We start from the raw sequence: 14,951 nt of genomic DNA, 5'->3' as shown, positions 1-14,951 counted from the left end.
ATGAACAAAGACATGAACAAAGACATGAACAAAGACATGAACAAAGACATGAACAAAGACATGAACAAAGACATGAACAAAGACATGAACAAAGACATGAACAAAGACATGAACAAAGACATGAACACAACACAAGAGAAACCACTATGATTTTAGATGAAATTATCAAACGAACCAAAGAAGATTTAGAAAAAAAGAAAAAAGAGTTCACGATAGACTGGTTGGGCAGAAGCTTGGCATACAATCCTTTTATGCCTCGAGATGTAAAACCTTATCTCAAATCAACACCCGAAAATCCATACCGAATTATTGCCGAAGTCAAAAAAGCAAGTCCAAGCAAAGGAATTATTAAAGAGGATTTTGACCCTTTACTCATAGCCAAAGCATATGAATTAGGTGGGGCAGATGCTATCTCTGTTTTAACCGAACCGCATTATTTTAAAGGAGATTTAGAGTATCTAACTCAAATTCGCCGTTATGTTCCTACGCCACTTTTGCGTAAAGATTTTATTGTTGATGAGTATCAAATACTCGAAGCACTGGTGTATGGTGCTGATTTTATTTTATTGATTGCAAAAGCATTATCCAAGCAAGAATTAAAACATCTTTTAGAGTATGCCTTGCATCTTGGATTAGAAGTCTTAGTGGAAATTCACGATAAAGAAGACCTTATCAAAGCTATTTTTGCGGGTGCAAACATCATTGGTATCAACCATCGCAACCTCGAAACATTTGAAATGGATATGAGCTTAACTGAAAAACTCATGCCACTCATTCCTCAGGGTAAAATTATCGTTGCAGAAAGTGGACTGAATAATAAAGAAACCATCAAGTATTTAAGTAAAATAGGGGCTGACGCCTTTTTAATTGGCGAATATTTTATGCGCGAAAACGATATCCAAGCCTCATTAGAAGCCATAAAAAAGGTCGATTGATGAATTACATGTACGCACCTTGGCGCGAATCTTATTTTAGTGAAAAAACAGAAGGGTGTGTTTTCTGCCATATCTCAAACCATCCTGAATTAGACACGCAACACCACGTTTTATACCGTGATGAACACTGTTTTATTGTCATGAATCGTTATCCTTATACTCCCGGGCATTTTATGATTATTCCCCATCATCATACAGAAGCATTAGAGATGCTTGATCCTGAAATTTGGATACACATCTCTCACTTAGCACAATGCGCTGTTAAAATGCTCAAAGAGGGCATTGGTGCGCAAGGTGTCAATCTGGGTATGAATCTTGGTAAAAGTGGAGGCGCAGGTATTGCAGAACATATCCATTATCATGTCATCCCAAGATGGCTTGGCGATACCAATTTTATTACGACCATTGCCGATACAAGAGTCTATGGAAATGATTTTGAAAAGATTTATACTAAAATTTTAGAGTTGGTACCTGAGTATCTCCCATGTTAATTGAACTAGAGATTGATGCGTTTATTGCCCAAAAATCAACGTTTCATCTCCTCATAGATGCGCGCTCTCCCAAAGAATACCAAGAATCACACATTTCTAAAGCTGAAAACTTTTATGCACTTAACGATGCAGAGCATCAAGAAGTTGGGACTCTCTATAAACAGGTATCGCACAATGATGCCAAAATATTAGGTGCGCGCTATATTTGTTCCAATGTTGCCAATCATCTGCAATTGATTGCACAGACGTATAAAATAGGTTCTAAAATTGGTATTTATTGTGCACGTGGAGGTTTGAGGTCTAGCTCAATTGCTATTATTCTCTCCCACATAGGCTACCAAGTATACCGTCTAAAAGGTGGCTACAAAAGTTACCGCTACCATGTCCTTTCCTATCTTGAAACACTGCCACATGAGCGTTTTATTCTCTTAGGAGGGAACACTGGATGTGGAAAAAGTGAGCTTCTTCAAGAAGTACATCCATCTCTTGATCTTGAAAAACTTGCCAATCATTTAGGCTCAACGTTTGGAAGTATCAAAGGTACGCAGCCTTCACAAAAGGCATTTGAAAATGCGCTCTTTGAAACACTCAGTGCTATTGATCCTCAAACATATATTTTTGTTGAAGCAGAGAGTAAACGTTTGGGCAAACTCACCATCCCTTCTTTATTGCATACACGGATACACAATGGATTTCGTGTTGAAGTGAGCGCTCCTATTGAGCAACGTATTGAGCGTATTTTAATAGATTATCAAAGCATAACATCTTCTTTTTTTCACCATGCGATGCAAACGATAGCGCCTTACATACAAAAAAACATTAAAGAAGCTGTTCTAGAAGCCTATGAAAAAAAAGATTTGAGGCTTGTCGCGCGGTTATTGTTGGTGGAATATTACGACCATGTATATAAAAAACCTAAACACAGTGATATGACGCTCTACAATGACGATGCATATCAAAGCATAAAGGTATTAATAGATTTACATGTAAAGCTTACGCACGCTTCCTAAAAATGGTGCATGTGATAGTGAGAATGATGAAAATCTTTATGCTTATGCGCGTGAATGTGCAATAAATTTCCGGCAATCAATGTTTTTTTATCGCCCATGAGTGTTTCAACACTTCCATTATAGATAAGCTCATGTTGGTCGTTTAAAACCAGCGCTCTATCGCCTAACTCATATGCCAATGAGATATTATGTGTTGAGATAAGCGTTGTAATGTGCATTTCAGAAAGCAAATCGACAAACCAACCTGTTGTTTTTGGGTCCATATTGGCAGTTGGCTCATCCAATAAAAGCATTTCTGGCTCAAGCGCCAAAATGGCACAAAGCATAACACGTTGTTTTTCACCACCGCTTAGTTTTAAAGGTGAACTCTCTAAATGAGGTGTTAGTTGAAACTTCTCCGCCATCGTTCGAATGCGCTCATCGACATCAGGCACATCAAATTCACGCAATCCAAAAGCGATTTCATCATAAACAGTAGGATTAAAAATCATGGTGTCAGGATTTTGAAATAAAATACCAACTTCTTTTCGGAAGCTTTTGGTGATACTTTTTTTAGTCAATAATTGATCTTTATAAAAATAATGACCCTCACCAAAATACAATCCGGCTAAAATACGTAAAAGCGTGCTTTTTCCACTGCCATTATTGCCCAGCAAAACAACTTTTTCACCCGCTTTAATATCGAAGGAGAGTTGATTTAAAACATTTTTTGTTTCATACTGATAGCTTAAATTTTCAATCTTTATCAAACAATCCCCTTGCTTTAAGTGCTAAACTTTTTTCTTCACTATCATACAACGCTTTTTTGAAAAAATACCCAAAAACAGACGCAATAAACTCTTTCTTGGCTCGTTCACCCATTTTTTTAATCATACGACTCTTTAAAGAGAGCATAAAATTGTCATAACTTTTTTGATAGCTGTAAATTTGTGACAGTGAAATCGTCCATAGAAAACTCAATGTTTTTGAAAATGAAAGCGCTTGAGCAATATTGGCATAGTGAGTAAAAAGGAGTGTTAAAAGCGTTAAATTAAAAACACGTATGTTAAATAAAAGAATATAATCAATCCATGCGCGTTGATGGAGTATTGCCATTAGAATATAGCCAACGCTAATGACAAGATTGAAATAAAGAATGGATTTAAGAGCACGTTTAAAAAGCCTAAAGCACTCTTTACGTGCTAAAAGCAATAATAAAAGCGTATAGATACCTAACAAAGAGAGTGTATGGCTAGAGAGTATAATCCCTAGCCCTATAAGATAAAAGCCAAAAAGAAGCCTATCGTGCAATTTTTTTCCCAAGAAAATAAAAAATTCCAAAAATAATCGCAACGCCTAATAACCCTGAAAGATAATACGCAATAACGTCGTTCATTCCAGCAATAGAATAATCAGGAATAAGCGCTTTTATATGAAACGCATTTTCAATCCCTTGGGGGATAAAGCCTAACACTTCTTGATAATACTCATTTTCCCATTCTGCCCATGCAGGATTTTCGCTCAACAAGCCCAAAGGAACCAACACCAATATGATGAGTATAGGAATAAAAATCTTTTTCATGCTTTGACTCCTTTATAGATACGGTTTTTGACAATATAACGATATGCCAATCCTGTAAAGATACCTTCTACAATGCCAAAGAAAAGCATATGTGAACCCACTACAGCAGGAAGAGCCAAGCCTAACCCAAAAGGAAAATACAGAGGTTCACCATTGGAGGCCGTAGCAATGAGCGGTTGAATGCCTAATAAAACAGCCACTACGACGGATGAAGTAACAATGCCTACCCAGCCGCTAATAAAAGGGGCATAGGCTTTCGTATTCATTTTGGAGAAAACATAATGCGCACAAAATGATGCTACAAATCCCATTGCCAGAGAATTTGCCGCAAATGTTGTCATTCCACCATCACCGAAAACGAGCGCTTGAATGAGAAGAACCAAACTCACACACAACGAAGCAACCCAAGGACCAAATAAAATTGCAATTAAGGCAGCACCAACGGCATGTCCGCTCGTTCCACCAGGAATCGGGATGTTAAACATCATAATAATGAAACTAAGGGCACTTAATGAAGCGATAAGCGGCAAGGTTGTCTCATCGAGTTGCTCTTTCAGCTTTTTAAACGCAATAACCCACAAAGGTAAAGTAACCGCGTATGTAGCGATACATGTTATTGGGGAGAGATAACCATCAGGTATATGCATCGAATTTTCCTCCATCACTTTAACGTAGGATAATATTTAAGAGTTGTTTAAATAATACTCAAATATATTTGGTATTATTATTACATTTCTACTCTTAGTGTTACTTGAAGTTAGAAGGTCAAAAGTGTTTTTGCTGATGCTAATTTAACAGCTTCTTTAACGGCATTAATATAGCTTAAAAGCGAAGGTTCCGCGTTTTTATATGCAATATCAAATGCAGTACCATGATCGACTGATGTTCTGACAATTCCGGCATTAAGACTTACGTTAATACTTTCATCAAAGTAGAGGACTTTAAGCGGAATCAATCCTTGATCGTGATACATGCAGACAAAATATTTAAATTTTTCACGATTGTGCTTTGTAAAAGCCATATCAGGGACAAAAGGACCAAAAAAGACTTCTCGTTCTAAAAAGTGATTTGTTTTATGAATAGCCTTTTCAATCTCTTCGTCTTCATCCCCAATAACGCCATGATCTCCCGCATGAGGATTTAGCCCCAAAACAGCAATGCGCTCAATACCTAGTTCTTCATAAACTTTAAGCAGGAATGGCTTGAGTTTTTTCGCTTTTATTTCATGGGAGACTTCTCGAAGAGGAATATGATGGGTGTAAAGAATCGTAAACATCTCTTCACATCCTAACATCATAATAGCTTCGCACCCAAGCAAATCGCTGAGTGCATCTGTGTGTCCTTTGTATTCCAATCCGGCCATTGCCCAAGACTCTTTATTGATAGGAAGTGTTACAATGCCGCTGACTTCATCGCTTTTTGCAAGTGCAACCGCTGTGATAAAAGAATCGTAAGAACTTTCTCCAGCTTCTGCCGTACATATGCCTGGCTGAATTTCAAAGAGTTTACCGCAGTCTCTGATTTCAAAATCAGAAGGCACATCAATTCCTAACAGTGCGGCACCCCATGCCAACATATTTTCATTGATGCAATAAATAGGCTGGCAGATTTGCTTCACCTCTTCATGTGCTTTTAGTGCAATTTCCAATCCTATTCCGTTTAAATCACCGATACTGATTGCTATTTTTTTCATCATTGTACTAATCCTAACATCTCTTTTACAGCTTGCTCAAAACCTACAAATACAGAACGCGCGATAATACTCTGCCCAATATTGAGCTCTTCAATTTCAGAAATTGCCACAATGCGTTTCACATTATGATAATTCAGCCCGTGCCCTGCGGCCACTTTTAGCCCTAATTGATGCGCTTGTTTTGCATATTTTTCTATCGCATGCGTTGCTTCTTCTAGTTTTACATGTAAAGTTGCACGGTCTAATTCTAACGCTTTGATGCTATGCTTTGAACGAGAAAGATTCGAGTAGAGCATCGCATAAATATTAGCATATAAACCCGTATGGAGCTCTATCCATTCCGCTTTGAGTTGATGTGCCGCTTCAATCATTGCATGATTCGGGTCAATGAACAAAGAAAGCTCGATATGCTCTTTTTTGAAACGCTTGGCAATTTTTTGAATTGCATCCAAATTCTTCACAACATCCAAACCACCTTCAGTTGTGACTTCTTCGCGTTTTTCGGGTACTAATGTTGCACGATGAGGATGTAAAGCGATGACGTGCTCAATGATTTCTTCATTAATGGAACACTCTAAGTTTATGGGTAATTGGGACTGTTCAATAATTCTCTTAGCATCATCGTCGTTAATATGGCGTCTGTCTTCTCTTAAATGAATCGTAATTTGATCAGCGCCTGCTCGTTTCACAAGCGAAACGGCATCAAGTGGGTCAGGATCATTAATCTTGCGTGCTTCTCTGAGAACTGCTATATGATCAATGTTTACGCCTAAAAGCATGGCTTATCCTTCGTTTTTTAGGGATTATTATAACTAAAATATGATTTCCAAAAAATTTCATGGAAATTAAAGCGTTAAAAATGCGTGTAAGATTGGTAGCGCTCTAGCATTTTTTGACAATGAGGAATATGCTGTCTTAGCCCTTTCATAAGCCCATAAGCAATATAACTCGTATTGGTCTGTGTATTCATATAGGCTTCGCTGAGATAACACCCAGAAGGAATGTTTCCATTGTCCCTTGCATAATCTAAAAGCTCAATGGCTTTTGCATTATTCACTTTTACACCTTCACCATACAAATACATTTTACCCAACATATAAGCAGCATTCGCAGAGTTCTCTTTTTCAACGGCTAACTCAAAAAATGTCTTTGCTCTTGCATAGGCTTTTTCATTGTAAGCAATCACACCTTCTCGCAGATAATTCTCTGCACCTAAAAGAGAGACTATACTACCCAAAATGAAAAGGAGTAAGAAGTTTTTCACGCAATTTCCTTAATTGAATACAATAGCACACATTATAATATACTTTCTGAATTAATGTGGTATATGAATCAGCGTATTATCTAAAATACCGTATTCAAATCCCTGATGGCATGCAAAACAGTTTGAGCGGTTTTTAATGCTCTCACGTTTATAAACGCTTGGTTCAATATGATGGTGAGCCATTCGCCAATAAGGAACTTTGGTCATGGAAATAGGGCGCATGGTTTTGAGTGATTCTAACGTTTTAAAAGCGAGTTTTCGACTGGATGTCTCTGCACTGTGTGTGAGAAGATAGCCTTTGATGTTTTGCTGTTCGCTTTTCGTAATGTTTCTATCCGTAATGGCTTCGCCAAAATGGTTATCTAATCCGTCCATTAAAATAACCCATGAATCATGTGGTAACATAAAGGGTGGATAGAGTTTATGGCATTGACTGCATTTTTGTGCAAAATCACTGTTTTGTGTCGTGTAATCTATCTTGACAAAACGCTCTTTGGTTAAAAACGTTCCTTCGTGATAGACAATCATATAGAGTGTTACCATCGAAAAAAGAATCACTGTATACGCAAAAAGATGATGCCATAAAGAAACAACAGCGTCCTCGCCTTCCGCTTTTTTATACCCCGTAACCATGGCAAAAACCATGTGTGTTTTATGGTAGAACTGTTCAATTAAAACACCAACGATATGAATAATCGCCCATATAGCTAAAAAATATGACAGAAATTGGTGAAAGTAAAAGAGTGCGGTTGATGCTCTAAAATAGTGAGCATTCAAAAATGAAAAAATACCGCTGGCTTCTTGTACGCCTTGCAATATAAGGCCGCTTAAAACAATCAGTGAACCAAAGAAAAGGACAATCAGCGTAAACCAACTTGACGCGGCATTATGTCCCGCATAGATTTTACGCCATCTGTTTTGAACTTTTTCAGCAAAATAATGCTGAAGCTCTTTAGGACTTAATTTAAAGGTTTTAAACGTTGCATAACTAGGACCTAGAATGCCCCATACGATGCGATAAACCAAACCTATACCGAAGATAAAGCCAAAGGCAAGATGCCACTTAAAAAGATCATGAAAAAAAGCGGTGATAAAAGAGGTAAAAAAGGAGAGGGCAATCATCCAATGAATGATGCGCGTGCATAAAGGCCATACAAAAACAGCGTCTTTTTTTTTGTTCATTCCCATCTTTCAGAAGATGTTTTTTGATAGATCTGCTATCAAAAAACATCCTGCATACGTTTTAATTTGCGATATTGAATTTATTGTAAATAAAATTTGCCATCGCGTTAATATCGTAATCATAACCTTTTTCGGCCAACTTTTTCATGTTATGTTCCATAACTTCATGCTCTGTCGCTGTTGATTGCCCTAAACCACCGTTTTTAATATCAAAAAGTGACATTTCAAGTTCTTGAACTGATTTTTTGTTAATCGCCGGTGCTTTTTTCTCAACAATACCTTCACCTTTAAGACCATGACAATGAGAACACGTCTCTTTATAGACTTCTGCCGTACTGTATTTGTATTTCGTTGTATCAGATTTTGGATTATCGCCACATCCGCTCAAAAATACTAAGGCAGCTACCATAGAGAATGCGAGTGTTATTTTTTTCATATGTTTTTCCTTATTATAATTTGAAACGAAATTAGGCTCTACCAGAGAGCATACCGTAAACTGTCATTGGTTTTAACAAGTACACCTTGAGTATCCACCAAATCCATCGCTCTTGAGTTGGATCAAGAGGGAATGAAGGCGTTGGTTTGGCTGTCCAGTTAAACTCTGCAAGCATAACAGTACCAATACTTGTAATCAGAGGACAAACCGTATAACCATCATATGCCGCTGGTAATTTTTCTTTCTTTTCCATAACAGCAATAAGGTTCTCCACAACGACAGGATACTCTTTTCGAGCACTACCACCTGTTTTACCCATAGGAAGCGCTGCAACATCACCCACTGCAAAAATATTTTTGTACTTAACATGTTGCAATGTTTCTTTAACAACAGGAACCCATCCTTTAGCAGAACCAATGGGAGACTTACCGATAAAATCAGGTGCTTTTTGAGGTGGAGTAATATGAATAAAATCATATTTTTTTTCAATGTCTTTAGACATTGGAATCATCGTGTACTCTTTAAGGTCTTCATCGTATTCACCTTTTTCAAGCCACTTGTTCTCAAACGTTGCGATTTTCTTTTCAGTATCTATCGCAACAAGATTGGTTTTAAATTCCCATTTAAATCCTCTCTTTTTGAATTGCTCAAAAATTGCAGCATTGTACTCAGGTACACCGAACATTTTATCACCACTTGGACAAAATGTCATTTCAACTTTATCACGAACACCTGCTTTTAAAAGAAGATCATGCATTAAATACATAATTTTTTTAGGAGCGCCACCACATTTAATCGGTGTTGAAGGATCCGTAAAGAGCGCTTGTAATTTTTCAGAACCTGTATGGGCTTGTGCTTGTGCGATGAGTTCTTGAATACCTTTATACGTATCTACCGCACCATCTGCGAAGTAGATCGAATAGACGCCATTTTTACCGACTTTTTGACGAACAACGGCATTATCTCCCCACGAGGTAATTTCACCTTCCAATCCTTTAATACCTGCAAAATTTAACATCAAACCAGTAGCAACGACTAAGTAGTCATATCCAATTTCTTGACCACCTGCTGTTTTAACTTTATTATTTTGAGGGTCAAATTCCACAACAGTATCTTGAATCCATTTAGCACCTTTTGGAATAAAGTTAGCCGTTTCATACGTAATGTCACTTTTTTGCCAAATACCAGCTGCAACCAATGTTTGCCCTGGCTGATAGGAGACAGATTTTGGATTTGGCTCAATGATGGTAATATCCGGATTTGCAAGTTTATTCGTCAATCGTGCGGCTGTAGCGATGCCCGCGATACCACCACCGACAATGACAATTTTACCCTTAGCATCTGAAGAGGCATGTGCTTGTGTTGGTGCAACCGTACCAGCCAAGACACTAGCAGCAATCGGAGAAGCTGCTAATAATTTCATTGCATCACGGCGTGAAAGTCCACCTTCATGCTTTTCAATCTCGCAGAGAATCTCTTCGATGATTTTGTCTGAATTCATAAATTTACCCATCCTTTTTGTTGATTGTCTCCCCATTTTACGTCTAACATTCTAAAGCTTTACTTGATTATAAATATTATACTTGATTATTTTAGTTGTTTATAATCTTATAAAATTGTATTGATAATATCACATTATATAAACCTTTCATTAAGTATTTTTTGCTTACAATCACTTTAAAATTATTCAAAAGTGATATCACGTGAAAAAAGAGTTACTCATTTTTATAGCGATTTTTCTGGTCCTATCTATAGGCATGCATATCAATCAATGGACATCCCATCCTATCGAGCATTTCAAGCATTTATTCACGCATGAAATGCCTTATCATCCCTTGTTATACACCGCCATTTTCTACCTTCTTTTTGTCCTAATTCGTTACATCATTAAGCTCATAATGAAGCCTTTTCGTAAAAATCAAGGATTTTAATTTTATGATTGGATGCGATTTAGGCTCAAATACATTACGTATTGTACAAATTGATTGTCAGACAAAACAGCGAATTAAAGCTTATGAAAAAATTGTGCGTACGGCAAAAGATTTACATGTAACGGGTCTGATTTCTCCAAGCGCTAAAGAGGCTATTTTTAATGCGTTGTACGAGGCGTCCCAACAGTTTAACTTTAAAGAAGAAAAAACCTTTTGTGTGACCACCGAAGCGATGCGTATCGCTCAAAATGCTCCTTTAATTTTGCATGAAATTGAGCAAATATTTGGACTCAAATTTGAAATTATTTCAGGAGAACAAGAAGCCTATCTTACCTCATTAGCCGTTGAACATGCCCTAAAACGCGAAGGGTTTAATGATAAGACGTATGTTTTGTTTGATTTAGGCGGTGGTTCAACGGAAATTACGTTTTGCCATGAAGGCATTAAAACAAGCCAAAGTTTTCCTTTTGGCATTATTAACACAGCAGAGCGCTATTCTGATGATTTGAAACACCATGTAACACGCATTGTTCAATCTATTGAATCATTTATCAAAACCTTTCATCCAATTTCGTCTCGTTTTTTACAATTAGTAACAACTGCTGGAACACCCACCACGGTTGCCGCTTTTTTAGAAGGACTTGATTATGAGCACTATGATGCGTCAAGAGTCAATGGAAAAGTTTTACATGTAAAAGACTTTGACGAAGCCTATTTTCAATTAACACGTATGGAAGAAGCTGTTGCAGAACGTTATACTGGAACCAATCGAAGAGACCTTGTAATTGTTGGAATATTACTCGTACAAGCAATTATGGAAAAATTAGGATTTGAAAAAACCGTTGTCATTGATGATGGGCTACGTGAGGGTGTAGCCATAGCAAATTGTAACACTTTGAGACTTTCTTAATTAAAGCCCCGAAAAATAGCCATCTTTAATCTTTATTTGCTATAATAACCCACTTTTTTACCAAGTCACATTGATAAAAAATGAACATTCTGCCAAGATTCTTGGCATGCTTTAGTACCATTCAAAACGCATTAAGCGTAATAAAAATATGAAAGGAGAGGTCATGGAGTTAAGCGGTTCCCAAATGGTCATAGAAGCACTACGTAAGGAGAATGTCAGCGTCGTCTTTGGCTATCCTGGTGGTGCTATTATGAATGTTTATGATGAAGTTTATAAACAAAACTATTTTAAACACATTTTAACACGACACGAACAAGCGGCATTACATGCAGCAGATGGTTATGCAAGAGCAACGGGTAAAGTAGGGGTTGCCTTTGTTACCAGCGGGCCTGGTTTTACCAATGCCGTTACAGGACTTGCAACAGCATATATGGATTCTATTCCTATGGTTGTTATTAGTGGACAAGTTCCGATTAGTATGATTGGAACCGACGCATTTCAAGAAATTGACGCTGTGGGTATCAGTCGTCCGTGTGTTAAACATAACTATTTGGTTAAAGATGTCAAAGATTTGCCCCGTATTTTAAAAGAGGCATTTTATATTGCACAAAGTGGTCGTCCGGGACCTGTTCATGTGGACATTCCAAAAGACGTTACCGCGCAAATTGGTCATTTTAGCTATCCAAGTGAAATTAAAATGCAAACCTATAAACCGACGTATAAAGGCAATCCACGTCAAATTAAAAAAGCAATTGAAGCCATTGTTGCGGCAAAACGTCCTGTTCTTTATATCGGTGGCGGAGCTATTAACTCAAATGCAAGTGCAGAAGTAAGAGAATTTGCAGAACTGTGCGGTATTCCGGCGGTTGAAACATTAATGGCGCGCGGCGTTATGGGCGATGAAAATCCTTTGCTCCTTGGAATGCTCGGAATGCACGGTTGTTACAGTGCCAATATGGCGATGAGCGAAGCAGACCTAATGATCGCATTTGGTCCTCGTTTTGATGATAGGGTGACTGGAAAACTCAGTGAGTTTGCTAAACACGCTAAAATCATTCATGTCGATATCGACCCAAGCAGTATTGGTAAAATTGTTCCAATTGATTATCCTATTGTAGGTGATCTTAAAAACGTTGTTGAAGCGATGCTTCCATTAGCGAAAGAGCATGTTAATGCCAATAAGTACAAACCTTGGCGTGACTTATTAAAACGTTACAATGAAATTCACCCATTAAAATACGAAGACTCGAATGAAGTTCTCAAACCCCAATGGGCGATTGAGCGTGTAGGGCAACTGCTTGGTGATAAAGCTATCATCTGTACCGATGTTGGGCAACACCAAATGTGGGCAGCACAGTTTTATCCATTTTCGTATCCAAGACAATGGCTCACAAGCGGCGGCTTAGGAACCATGGGCTATGGACTTCCTGCTGCGATGGGTGCGCAAGTGGGAGTACCTGAAAAAACCGTTATTAATTTTACGGGGGATGGTTCAATTCTTATGAATATTCAAGAACTCATGACAACCGTTGAAAATAAAATTCCGGTAATTAACATTATATTGAATAACCAATTCTTAGGTATGGTTCGCCAATGGCAAACCTTCTTTTACAATAAACGTTACTCATCAACGGACCTTTCCGTACAACCTGATTTTGTCAAATTAGTTGAGAGTTTTGGGGGACGTGGGTTTAGAGTTAAAACAAAAGAAGAGTTTGATAAAGCACTGCAAGATGCAATAGATAGCAAATGTGTCTGTATGATTGACGTTCAAGTTGATCGTTTCGAAAATGTTTTACCAATGGTTCCAGCGGGCGGAACTTTGTATAACATGATGCTTGAGTATAAGGAGTAAGAGATGGAACCTATTAGAAGAGTTTTATCTGTTATCGTTTTAAATGAAGATGGTGTTTTATCACGCATCTCTGGTTTGTTTGCAGGTCGTGGTTATAATATTGATTCATTAACGGTTGCACCGATTCCTAAAACAAATCTGTCTCGTCTTACCATCGTCACATCAGGCAACGCTCCTGTTTTAGAGCAAATTGTTAAACAATTGCATAAGCTGATTCCAACGTATAAAGTCATTGAATCGGGCGAGTTTGTCGAAAAAGAGATGGCTTTAGTTAAAATACCCCTCAGTGAGGATTTTAATGGACTGGATGCCATGCTGAAAGCCTACAACGGTACAATTGCTAGCAGTGGAGAAGATTTTATCGTTTTAATGGTTGCGGACGATTATGGTCGCATTGATAGCTTTTTGAAAGCGGTTAAAAAATACAATCCTACTGATATCGTTCGAAGTGGTTCAGTTGCAATGGATATCTAATGAAATTAAGCCTTCTTGCTCAAGCGTTAAACATTGAATTTAGTGGTCACGATTTTGAGGTTGCTTCCTTTGGAACTCTAAAGGAGGCAACCCCTTCTCAAATTGCTTTTTTTGAGAACCCGAAGTTATTGTCGGATTTAGAAACAACCAAAGCGGGTGCGGTTATTGTATCGGCTAAGTATCAAGAGTATCTACCCAAATCAACACAAGCACTTGTTTCTGAACAACCTCATTTAAGTATGGCTTATGCTAGCAAATACTTTGCAAAAAAAGCATTCGATACCAGTATGGTAGCGATAATTTCACCTAAATGCACTATTGCTCCTGATGTTGTCATTGGTAGTGGTAGTGTGATAGAAGAGGGGGCTTACATTATGCCTCACGTCACTATTGGCGCGCATGTTTATATTGGTAAAGATGTCGTTATTTTTCCGAATGCAGTTATTTATGATGGAAGTATCATCAAAGAGCGTTGTATCATTCAAGCAGGAGCAATTATTGGAAGCGATGGCTTTGGATATGCTCATACAAAAATGGGTGAGCATATTAAAATCTATCACAGTGGCAACGTCATCTTAGAAGAAGATGTCGAAGTAGGTTCAAATTCGACGATTGATCGAGCTGTTTTTGGCTCAACAGTCATCCACAAAGGGACAAAAATAGACAATCTCGTTCAAGTAGGACATAACTGTGAAATTGGCGAGGCGTGTATTTTAGTGGCTCAAACAGGTATTTCTGGCTCAACCAAATTAGGCAGAAATGTTGTGATGGGTGGTCAAAGTGCCACTTCAGGTCACTTAGAAATTGGCGATTTTGCTACCATTGCTGCACGAGGTGGTGTTTCTAAATCCATTGAAGGCAGTAAAGTGTATGGTGGATTTCCACTCATGCTCCAAAGCGAGTGGCTCAAAACACAAGCAAAAATAGCCAAATTTTTCAAAAAAAAGTAAAGGAACTCATATTATGGGCGGGAAAAACACAATCTTAACAAAATTTCCATTATCAGGAACCAAAAACGGTATTATCTCCATTTCGCATTTGGAAGAGCCATATGGTAACGGTTCATTTCCAGTTGTCAGCATCGGTATTTCATTGAAAAAAAGTGCTGATGAACCTGATTGGAAAGCACATATTCCCTATGAAAATTTAGATGAGCTTATTAATGCACTCAAAGATGCAAAAGCTCGTTTCGAAGCAGAATCTAAATAG

General features: G+C 37.8%; 18 protein-coding genes. 8 read left to right on the top strand and 10 right to left on the bottom strand.

Annotated features, from left to right (window positions below):
* The first annotated feature begins 146 nt into the window (after positions 1-146).
* The 3 genes from trpC to mnmH are packed head-to-tail and all read left to right on the top strand — an operon-like array spanning position 147 to position 2,436.
* Complete coding sequence (gene trpC, locus AC5SLP_RS07245) at positions 147-935, top strand: indole-3-glycerol phosphate synthase TrpC (RefSeq protein WP_495254487.1); 789 nt, start codon at positions 147-149, stop codon at positions 933-935.
* Entirely contained in the window at positions 935-1,426 is a 492-nt protein-coding gene (locus AC5SLP_RS07240; protein ID WP_495254486.1) for an HIT family protein, read from the top strand. The genes trpC and AC5SLP_RS07240 overlap by 1 nt, the downstream gene beginning before the upstream one ends.
* Positions 1,420-2,436 (top strand): tRNA 2-selenouridine(34) synthase MnmH, encoded by a 1,017-nt coding sequence (mnmH, locus tag AC5SLP_RS07235; RefSeq protein ID WP_495254485.1) that lies wholly within the window; start codon positions 1,420-1,422, stop codon positions 2,434-2,436. The genes AC5SLP_RS07240 and mnmH overlap by 7 nt, the downstream gene beginning before the upstream one ends.
* Here the strand turns inward: mnmH and AC5SLP_RS07230 are convergent.
* The 10 genes from AC5SLP_RS07230 to AC5SLP_RS07185 form a co-directional block, all read right to left on the bottom strand.
* Entirely contained in the window at positions 2,433-3,185 is a 753-nt protein-coding gene (locus AC5SLP_RS07230) for an energy-coupling factor ABC transporter ATP-binding protein (protein ID WP_495254484.1), read from the bottom strand. The two genes, mnmH and AC5SLP_RS07230, sit on opposite strands and share 4 nt — an antisense overlap.
* Entirely contained in the window at positions 3,172-3,726 is a 555-nt protein-coding gene (locus AC5SLP_RS07225; RefSeq protein WP_495254483.1) for a hypothetical protein, read from the bottom strand. The genes AC5SLP_RS07230 and AC5SLP_RS07225 overlap by 14 nt, the downstream gene beginning before the upstream one ends.
* A complete protein-coding gene (locus tag AC5SLP_RS07220) occupies positions 3,716-3,997 on the bottom strand; it encodes a PDGLE domain-containing protein (RefSeq protein ID WP_495254482.1) in 282 nt (93 codons plus the stop codon). Before AC5SLP_RS07220 ends, AC5SLP_RS07225 begins: the two co-directional genes overlap by 11 nt.
* Complete coding sequence (gene cbiM, locus AC5SLP_RS07215) at positions 3,994-4,644, bottom strand: cobalt transporter CbiM (RefSeq protein WP_495254481.1); 651 nt, start codon at positions 4,642-4,644, stop codon at positions 3,994-3,996. The genes AC5SLP_RS07220 and cbiM overlap by 4 nt, the downstream gene beginning before the upstream one ends.
* A gap of 110 nt (positions 4,645-4,754) precedes the next feature.
* Positions 4,755-5,690, bottom strand: a complete 936-nt coding sequence (pdxA, locus tag AC5SLP_RS07210) for a 4-hydroxythreonine-4-phosphate dehydrogenase (protein WP_495254605.1) — start codon at positions 5,688-5,690, stop codon at positions 4,755-4,757.
* Complete coding sequence (locus AC5SLP_RS07205; RefSeq protein WP_495254480.1) at positions 5,690-6,469, bottom strand: pyridoxine 5'-phosphate synthase; 780 nt, start codon at positions 6,467-6,469, stop codon at positions 5,690-5,692. Before AC5SLP_RS07205 ends, pdxA begins: the two co-directional genes overlap by 1 nt.
* A gap of 74 nt (positions 6,470-6,543) precedes the next feature.
* Positions 6,544-6,954: a hypothetical protein gene (locus AC5SLP_RS07200; RefSeq protein ID WP_495254479.1), complete on the bottom strand. Its 411-nt coding sequence runs from the start codon at positions 6,952-6,954 to the stop codon at positions 6,544-6,546.
* A 51-nt stretch (positions 6,955-7,005) separates the two neighbouring features.
* A complete protein-coding gene (locus AC5SLP_RS07195; RefSeq protein ID WP_495254478.1) occupies positions 7,006-8,136 on the bottom strand; it encodes a cytochrome b/b6 domain-containing protein in 1,131 nt (376 codons plus the stop codon).
* Between the two features lie 61 nt (positions 8,137-8,197).
* Positions 8,198-8,572, bottom strand: coding sequence for a c-type cytochrome (locus tag AC5SLP_RS07190; RefSeq protein ID WP_495254477.1), 375 nt, complete (start codon positions 8,570-8,572; stop codon positions 8,198-8,200).
* A 31-nt stretch (positions 8,573-8,603) separates the two neighbouring features.
* Positions 8,604-10,073: an NAD(P)/FAD-dependent oxidoreductase gene (locus AC5SLP_RS07185; protein WP_495254476.1), complete on the bottom strand. Its 1,470-nt coding sequence runs from the start codon at positions 10,071-10,073 to the stop codon at positions 8,604-8,606.
* Between the two features lie 434 nt (positions 10,074-10,507).
* Between AC5SLP_RS07185 and AC5SLP_RS07180 the strand changes: the two genes are divergently transcribed.
* The 5 genes from AC5SLP_RS07180 to AC5SLP_RS07160 all read left to right on the top strand — a co-directional run bounded on the left by AC5SLP_RS07180 (position 10,508) and on the right by AC5SLP_RS07160 (position 14,951).
* On the top strand, positions 10,508-11,413 hold the full coding sequence (locus AC5SLP_RS07180) for a Ppx/GppA phosphatase family protein (protein WP_495254475.1): 906 nt from the start codon (positions 10,508-10,510) through the stop codon (positions 11,411-11,413).
* A gap of 163 nt (positions 11,414-11,576) precedes the next feature.
* Positions 11,577-13,268, top strand: a complete 1,692-nt coding sequence (locus AC5SLP_RS07175; RefSeq protein WP_495254474.1) for an acetolactate synthase large subunit — start codon at positions 11,577-11,579, stop codon at positions 13,266-13,268.
* A 12-nt stretch (positions 13,269-13,280) separates the two neighbouring features.
* Positions 13,281-13,742, top strand: a complete 462-nt coding sequence (ilvN, locus tag AC5SLP_RS07170) for an acetolactate synthase small subunit (protein WP_495254604.1) — start codon at positions 13,281-13,283, stop codon at positions 13,740-13,742.
* Positions 13,742-14,692, top strand: coding sequence for a UDP-3-O-(3-hydroxymyristoyl)glucosamine N-acyltransferase (lpxD, locus tag AC5SLP_RS07165; protein WP_495254473.1), 951 nt, complete (start codon positions 13,742-13,744; stop codon positions 14,690-14,692). Before ilvN ends, lpxD begins: the two co-directional genes overlap by 1 nt.
* Before the next feature lie 13 nt (positions 14,693-14,705).
* Positions 14,706-14,951: a hypothetical protein gene (locus tag AC5SLP_RS07160; protein WP_495254472.1), complete on the top strand. Its 246-nt coding sequence runs from the start codon at positions 14,706-14,708 to the stop codon at positions 14,949-14,951.

The organism is Sulfurospirillum sp. E15m (assembly GCF_059415145.1).
This window is presented reverse-complemented; position numbering and strand designations above follow the sequence as displayed.